Origin of the sequence: Pseudomonas sp. TAE6080, from assembly GCF_018732265.1 — a bacterium.
GTDB lineage: Bacteria > Pseudomonadota > Gammaproteobacteria > Pseudomonadales > Pseudomonadaceae > Aquipseudomonas > Aquipseudomonas brenneri.
Genome location: NZ_JAHIDY010000058.1, coordinates 20,371 through 27,363, shown reverse-complemented (window position 1 = coordinate 27,363; position 6,993 = coordinate 20,371). Strand labels below are relative to the sequence as shown.

At 59.2% G+C, this 6,993-nt stretch carries 5 protein-coding genes, 2 tRNA genes and 1 riboswitch (1 of these 8 only partly in view); of the genes, 6 read left to right on the top strand and 1 reads right to left on the bottom strand.

The features are described 5' to 3' along the window. Positions 1-138: 138 nt before the first annotated feature. Positions 139-648, bottom strand: a complete 510-nt coding sequence (locus tag KL786_RS27270; protein WP_032861575.1) for a 6,7-dimethyl-8-ribityllumazine synthase — start codon at positions 646-648, stop codon at positions 139-141. Positions 649-763: 115 nt separating this feature from the next. After that, positions 764-933, bottom strand: a riboswitch (FMN riboswitch). Between the two features lie 296 nt (positions 934-1,229). Between KL786_RS27270 and ltaE the strand changes: the two genes are divergently transcribed. From ltaE to KL786_RS27240, 6 genes are all read left to right on the top strand, one after another. After that, a complete protein-coding gene (ltaE, locus tag KL786_RS27265; protein ID WP_215519550.1) occupies positions 1,230-2,234 on the top strand; it encodes a low-specificity L-threonine aldolase in 1,005 nt (334 codons plus the stop codon). Positions 2,235-2,380: 146 nt separating this feature from the next. Then, positions 2,381-4,999, top strand: coding sequence for an alanine--tRNA ligase (gene alaS / locus KL786_RS27260; RefSeq protein WP_215519549.1), 2,619 nt, complete (start codon positions 2,381-2,383; stop codon positions 4,997-4,999). Between the two features lie 97 nt (positions 5,000-5,096). Continuing rightward, positions 5,097-6,338: an aspartate kinase gene (locus KL786_RS27255; protein WP_032861571.1), complete on the top strand. Its 1,242-nt coding sequence runs from the start codon at positions 5,097-5,099 to the stop codon at positions 6,336-6,338. A gap of 182 nt (positions 6,339-6,520) precedes the next feature. Then, positions 6,521-6,709 carry a carbon storage regulator CsrA gene (gene csrA / locus KL786_RS27250; protein WP_003178872.1) on the top strand — a complete coding sequence of 63 codons (189 nt, stop codon included), beginning with the start codon at positions 6,521-6,523 and terminating at the stop codon, positions 6,707-6,709. A gap of 62 nt (positions 6,710-6,771) precedes the next feature. Then, positions 6,772-6,862, top strand: a tRNA-Ser gene (locus tag KL786_RS27245). A 108-nt stretch (positions 6,863-6,970) separates the two neighbouring features. After that, positions 6,971-6,993, top strand: a tRNA-Arg gene (locus tag KL786_RS27240) (it continues 154 nt past the right edge of the window).

Below are 6,993 nucleotides of genomic sequence, written 5' to 3'. Positions count from 1 at the left end.
TGGTGTCCAACTTCTTGGGGGCAGTCCAGAATGTGGGAGCGGGCTTGCTCGCGAAGGCGGAGTGTCAGTCAATACATGTATGACTGACCCATCGCCTTCGCGAGCAAGCCCGCTCCCACATTTGCTTTGCAGTGTCGCTTAAACCGCTACCGCCCGCGGCTCATTGCGGCGGATCGCACGGATCTTGTGCAGGGTATCGGCACAGGTCTGTGCAGCTTCCTTACCCTTGTGCACAAAGTGCTCAAAGAAGAAGTTGTGATGCTCGCTGCCTGCGTGGAAGTGGTGCGGGGTGAGGGACACCGAGAACACCGGTACTTCGGTTTCCAGCTGCACCTGCATCAGGCCGCTGACCACCGATTGCGCGACGAACTCATGGCGATAGATCCCGCCGTCCACCACCAGGGCAGCCGCGACGATACCGGCATAACGGCCGGACTTGGCCAGCAGCTTGGCGTGCAGGGGCATTTCAAAGGCGCCGCCGACTTCAAAGAAATCGATGTCCGACTCCTGGTAGCCCTGGGCGATCATTTCGGCGAGGAAGCCTTTACGGCTCTGATCAACAATATCTTTGTGCCAGCAAGCCTGGATAAACGCGACGCGCTCACCGTGGTGGTTTTTGCTCTTGCTGTCGATTGCGGTAGGTTGCATGTTCTGACTCCTGTTTATGAAAAAAACAGGGCGTTATGAATCGAATGGGATTTAAGGGTACGGCCGAATCGATCATGCCAGGCATGACTTCTCGCGCACGGCCCTTAGGCGCCAATCCCGTTCTCTCTTCATCCGGACTATGACCGTCGGCCCCGGGATCACACCGGGTCTGCTGACCTTGGCACCGTCCTGCGTGAGCAGTTCGAGGCGCCAAGCGCTCGCGGGCTATGCGCGTTGCGCGCAATTACCGCCGGTGGGGAATTACACCCCGCCCTGAGAACGTTGCCACCAGAACCCTGGCGGCGGAGAGTTTTTACCATAGATTTCGAAAAACTGCATAGCTACGTTTTTGATAGTCAAAATCGATGTGTATCGCTGGACACGCATCTCGATTGTAGGGGCGAGCTTGCTCGCGAAGAATCCGAGGGCCGCGCGTTCATTCAGCATGTACGCGTCATCGTTAAGGTTTTTCGCGAGCAAGCTCGCTCCTGCAGTAAATGGGTTTTCGCCTTGATATTTTCGGCTGATGCCCGCAGTAATCGGTTACAACAGGGAATCCCCCACTCGCAGAGGCACACTTGATGTCCGTTATTGATCTTCGTAGTGACACCGTGACCCAACCCACTCCTGGCATGCGAGCTGCCATGGCCGCAGCGCCGAGCGGCGATGATGTCTACGGTGAAGACCCCAGCGTCAACCACCTGGAAGCCGAACTGGCCAAGCGCCTGGGGTTTGCCGCCGCGCTGTTCGTGCCTACCGGCACCATGAGCAACCTGCTCGCGTTGATGGCTCACTGCGAGCGGGGCGAGGAATACATCGTCGGCCAGCAGGCCCACACCTACAAATACGAAGGCGGCGGCGCGGCGGTGCTGGGCTCGATCCAGCCGCAGCCCCTGGAAGTCCAGGCCGACGGTTCGCTGGACCTGGCCCAGGTCGCAGAAGCGATCAAGCCGGATGACTTCCACTTCGCCCGCACCCGGCTGTTGGCCCTGGAAAACACCATGCAGGGCAAAGTGCTGCCCATGAGCTACCTGGCTGCCGCACGCGCGTTTACCCGTGAGCATGGCCTGGCCCTGCACCTGGACGGCGCGCGGCTGTACAACGCAGCGGTCAAGCTGGGTGTCGATGCCCGGGAGATTGCCCAGCATTTCGATTCGGTCTCGGTCTGCCTGTCCAAGGGCCTTGGCGCGCCGATTGGCTCGGTGCTGTGTGGTTCCGGTGCGTTGATCGCCAAGGCCTGCCGTCTGCGCAAAATGGTCGGCGGTGGCATGCGCCAGGCCGGCTCGCTGGCGGCGGCGGGGCTGTATGCCCTGGACCATCAGGTGGCGCGCCTGGCCGAAGACCACGCCAATGCGCTGTGGCTGGGCGACGAACTGCGCAAGGTTGGTTATAGCGTGGAGCCGGTACAGACCAACATGGTCTACGTGCAGATCGGCGAGCAGGCCCAGGCCCTGAAGGCCTTCGCCGAGGAGCGCGGGATCAAGTTGAGTGCTGCGCCGCGCCTGCGCATGGTCACGCACCTGGACGTCAGCCGGGCGCAGATCGAACAAGTGTTGGCGACATTTGTCGAGTTTTCCCGGAAATGACAGTGCTGGCCGTCTAATTGACTGTTTCTATCGTATAAACACGCTGTACCACGGGCAAAGGGCCGATATAATGCGGCCCTTTGCCGTCGCTCCGTCTGATGATGTTGCGCACTGGCCTTTGGCCGCAGCCTCCGTGGAAGAACCTAATGAAAAGCGCAGAAATCCGTGAAGCCTTCCTTCGCTTCTTCGAAGAGCAAGGTCACACCCGTGTCTCCTCCAGCTCTTTGATCCCAGGCAATGACCCAACCCTGCTGTTCACCAACGCGGGGATGAACCAGTTCAAGGACTGCTTCCTGGGCCAGGAAAAACGCGCCTACACCCGTGCTACCAGCAGCCAGAAGTGCGTGCGGGCCGGCGGTAAGAACAGCGACCTGGAAAACGTGGGCTACACCGCTCGCCACCACACCTTTTTCGAAATGCTGGGTAACTTCAGCTTCGGCGATTACTTCAAGCGCGATGCCATTACCTTTGCCTGGACCTTCCTCACCGGCGTGTTGCAACTGCCCAAGGAAAAACTCTGGGTGACGGTCTATGCCACTGATGACGAAGCCTACGATATCTGGACCCAGCAGATTGGCGTGCCGGTCGAGCGCATGATCCGCATTGGCGACAACAAGGGCGCGCCGTACGCTTCCGATAACTTCTGGACCATGGGCGATACCGGCCCGTGCGGCCCTTGCACCGAGATTTTCTACGATCACGGCGCCGACATCTGGGGTGGCCCGCCGGGTTCGCCAGAGGAAGACGGCGACCGCTACATCGAAATCTGGAACAACGTGTTCATGCAGTTCAACCGCACCGCCGATGGCGTGTTGCATCCGTTGCCAGCGCCGTCGGTCGACACCGGCATGGGCCTGGAGCGGATCAGTGCGGTGATGCAGCACGTTCACTCCAACTACGAAATCGACCTGTTCAAGAACCTGCTCAGCGCTTCGGCGGCGGCTATTGGTTGCGCCAACGAAAGCCAGTCTTCGCTCAAGGTGGTGTCGGACCATATCCGCTCCTGCGGCTTCCTGATCGCCGACGGTGTGCTGCCGTCGAACGAAGGTCGTGGCTATGTGCTGCGTCGCATCATCCGTCGCGCCTGCCGCCACGGTAACAAGCTGGGTGCCACTGGCAGCTTCTTCTACAAGATCGTGGCCGCGTTGGTTGCCGAGATGGGCGAAGCCTTCCCGGAACTCAAGCAGCAGCAGGACAACATCGAGCGCGTGCTCAAGGCTGAGGAAGAGCAGTTCTCCAAGACCCTGGAACACGGCCTGAAAATTCTGGAGCAGGACTTGGCTGAGCTCAAAGGCACTGTGGTGCCGGGCGATGTCGTGTTCAAGCTGTACGACACCTACGGCTTCCCGATGGACCTGACCGCCGACATCGCCCGTGAGCGCGAGCTGACCATCGATGAAGCTGGTTTCGAGCGCGAGATGCAAGCCCAGCGCGTGCGTGCGCGTTCCGCCAGTTCGTTTGGCCTGGACTACAACACCCTGGTCAAGGTTGACGTGGCCACCGAGTTTACCGGCTACAACGCCACCGCCGGTGCGGCCAAAATCGTTGCCATCTACAAGGACGGCAAGTCGGTCGACGTGTTGAGTGAAGGTGAAGAGGGCGTAGTGGTTCTGGACCAGACGCCGTTCTACGCCGAATCCGGTGGCCAGGTCGGTGACTGTGGTTTTTTGAACTCAACGTCCGGCCGCTTTGACGTGCGCGACACCACCAAGACCGGCGGCGCATTCCTGCACCACGGCGTGCTGGTGCTGGGCAGCCTCATCGTTGGTGCGCCGGTGGACGCGCAGGTTGATGCCAATGTGCGTCATGCCACCGCGTTGAACCACTCGGCGACCCACTTGCTGCACGCAGCATTGCGCCAGGTATTGGGCGAGCACGTCCAACAGAAGGGTTCGTTGGTCGACAGCCAGCGCCTGCGCTTCGACTTCAGCCACTTTGAAGCGATCAAGCCTGAGCAGATCAAGGCCCTGGAAGACATCGTCAACGCCGAGATTCGCAAGAACACCCCGGTGGAAACCGAAGAAACCGACATCGAAACCGCCAAGGCCAAAGGCGCGATGGCGCTGTTCGGCGAGAAATATGGTGACAACGTGCGCGTACTGAGCATGGGCGGCAGCTTCTCCGTAGAGCTGTGCGGTGGTATCCATGCCAAGCGCACCGGCGACATCGGCCTGCTGAAAATCATCAGCGAAGGCGGCGTGGCCTCCGGTGTACGGCGTATCGAGGCGGTGACCGGCGCTGCGGCCCTGGCCTATCTCAATGCAGCCGAAGAACAACTCAAGGAAGCGGCGACCCTGGTCAAGGGCAGCCGTGACAACCTGATCGACAAGCTCTCTGGCGTACTGGAGCGCAACCGCCAGCTGGAAAAACAGCTGGAGCAATTGCAAGCCAAGGCGGCCAGTGCGGCGGGCGACGACTTGTCGGCCTCGGCACTGGACATCAAGGGCGTGAAGGTTTTGGCCGTACGCCTGGATGGTCAGGACGGCAAGGCGTTGCTGGCCTTGGTCGATCAGTTGAAGAACAAGCTCGGCCGCGCAGTGATCCTGCTCGGCAGTGTCCATGAGGAAAAGGTCGTATTGGTTGCTGGTGTAACCAAAGACCTGACTGGCCAACTCAAGGCCGGTGATTTGATGAAACAAGCCGCCGCGGCAGTGGGCGGGAAGGGCGGTGGTCGTCCGGACATGGCGCAAGGCGGTGGTGTTGACGCTGGTGCCCTGGACGCGGCCCTGGCCCTGACCGTGCCGTTTGTCGAGGCCGGCATTTAAGGCGCTGTTAATGAGCCCATGGTCTAGTCATGGGCTTGCTGAGGTGCTGGAAGATTTGTTTATTGGGCGCCCCTTTACGGGCTGAGGCGGCTTAGAAATGGCTTTGATCGTACAGAAATTTGGAGGCACCTCGGTCGGCTCTGTCGAAAGAATCGAGCAGGTCGCCGACAAGGTTAAGAAATTCCGCGATGCCGGCGACGACCTGGTAGTGGTGCTGTCGGCCATGAGCGGTGAGACCAATCGCCTGATCGACCTGGCCAAGCAAATCAGTGGCGACCAACAACCGGTTCCGCGTGAACTGGATGTGATCGTTTCCACCGGTGAGCAGGTAACGATTGCCCTGTTGGCCATGGCGCTGAACAAGCGTGGCGTGCCTGCTGTGTCCTATACCGGCACCCAGGTGCGGATCCTGACGGACAGCGCGCACAATAAAGCGCGCATCCTGCAGATTGACGACCAGAAGATTCGCGCCGACCTGAAGGCCGGTCGCGTGGTGGTTGTCGCCGGTTTCCAGGGTGTTGATGAGCAAGGCAATATCACGACCCTGGGGCGTGGTGGCTCCGACACCACCGGTGTGGCGCTGGCGGCAGCCCTGAAGGCTGACGAATGCCAGATCTACACGGATGTGGATGGCGTCTACACCACTGATCCACGCGTGGTGTCCGTGGCCCAGCGCCTGGACAAGATCACCTTCGAAGAGATGCTGGAAATGGCCAGCCTCGGGTCCAAGGTGTTGCAGATTCGTGCGGTGGAGTTCGCCGGCAAGTACAACGTACCGCTGCGCGTATTGCACAGCTTCAAAGAGGGTCCGGGCACCCTCATTACTATTGATGAAGAGGAATCCATGGAACAGCCGATCATTTCCGGCATCGCCTTTAACCGCGATGAAGCCAAGCTGACCATCCGTGGCGTGCCAGACACCCCGGGCGTGGCCTTCAAGATCCTCGGGCCGATCAGTGCCGCGAATATTGAAGTCGACATGATCGTGCAGAACGTTGCGCACGATAACACCACCGACTTCACCTTCACCGTGCACCGCAATGAGTACGACGCGGCGGAACGTATCCTGCAGAACACCGCGAAAGAGATCGGCGCCCGTGAAGTGGTGGGTGACACTAAGATCGCCAAGGTATCGATCGTCGGTGTTGGCATGCGCTCCCATGCGGGTGTTGCTAGCCGCATGTTCGAGTCCCTGGCCAAGGAAACCATCAATATCCAGATGATCTCCACCTCGGAGATCAAGGTGTCGGTGGTGATCGAAGAGAAGTACCTGGAGCTGGCTGTGCGTGCATTGCACACCGCTTTCGAACTGGACGCGCCGGCCCGACAGGGCGAGTAACGCGTTGCCAGAAAGGCGCGGTTGATCCGCGCCTTTCTTTTTTGTCGGGCGAGGGCGCAGGCCTGTTCTTTTGCCCGTGCTCGACAATACTTAGGCATGCAGGGCCATGACCGCAGGGTTATGGGCCTAGCGCCTTTTTTGCAGACTGTTGTTCCCGAAATGAAATGCGTGAGGAGAAAGGTATGCTGATTCTGACTCGTCGATGCGCAGAAAGCCTGATTATTGGTGATGGCGAAATCACCGTGACCGTGCTCGGCGTCAAAGGCAATCAAGTGCGGATTGGGGTCAATGCCCCCAAAGAGGTAGCTGTCCACCGCGAGGAAATCTACTTGCGGATCAAGAAAGAGAAGGACGACGAACCAAGCCATTAATTTTTATCGTTTTTTATGTTTGCAAACGGGGAAGAAGCTGGTTAATATACGCCCCGTGTTGCGGAGAGCTGGCCGAGTGGCCGAAGGCGCTCCCCTGCTAAGGGAGTACACCTCAAAAGGGTGTCGGGGGTTCGAATCCCCCGTTCTCCGCCATTATTTGCTTAGTACGTTGCAATCTGGTTTTTTCGCTAAGTTGTTGAAATTAAACGAAAAAATAGCTTTACATAGAGATTGAACGGCCTATAATGCGCGGCAACAAATGCACTCGTAGCTCAGCTGGATAG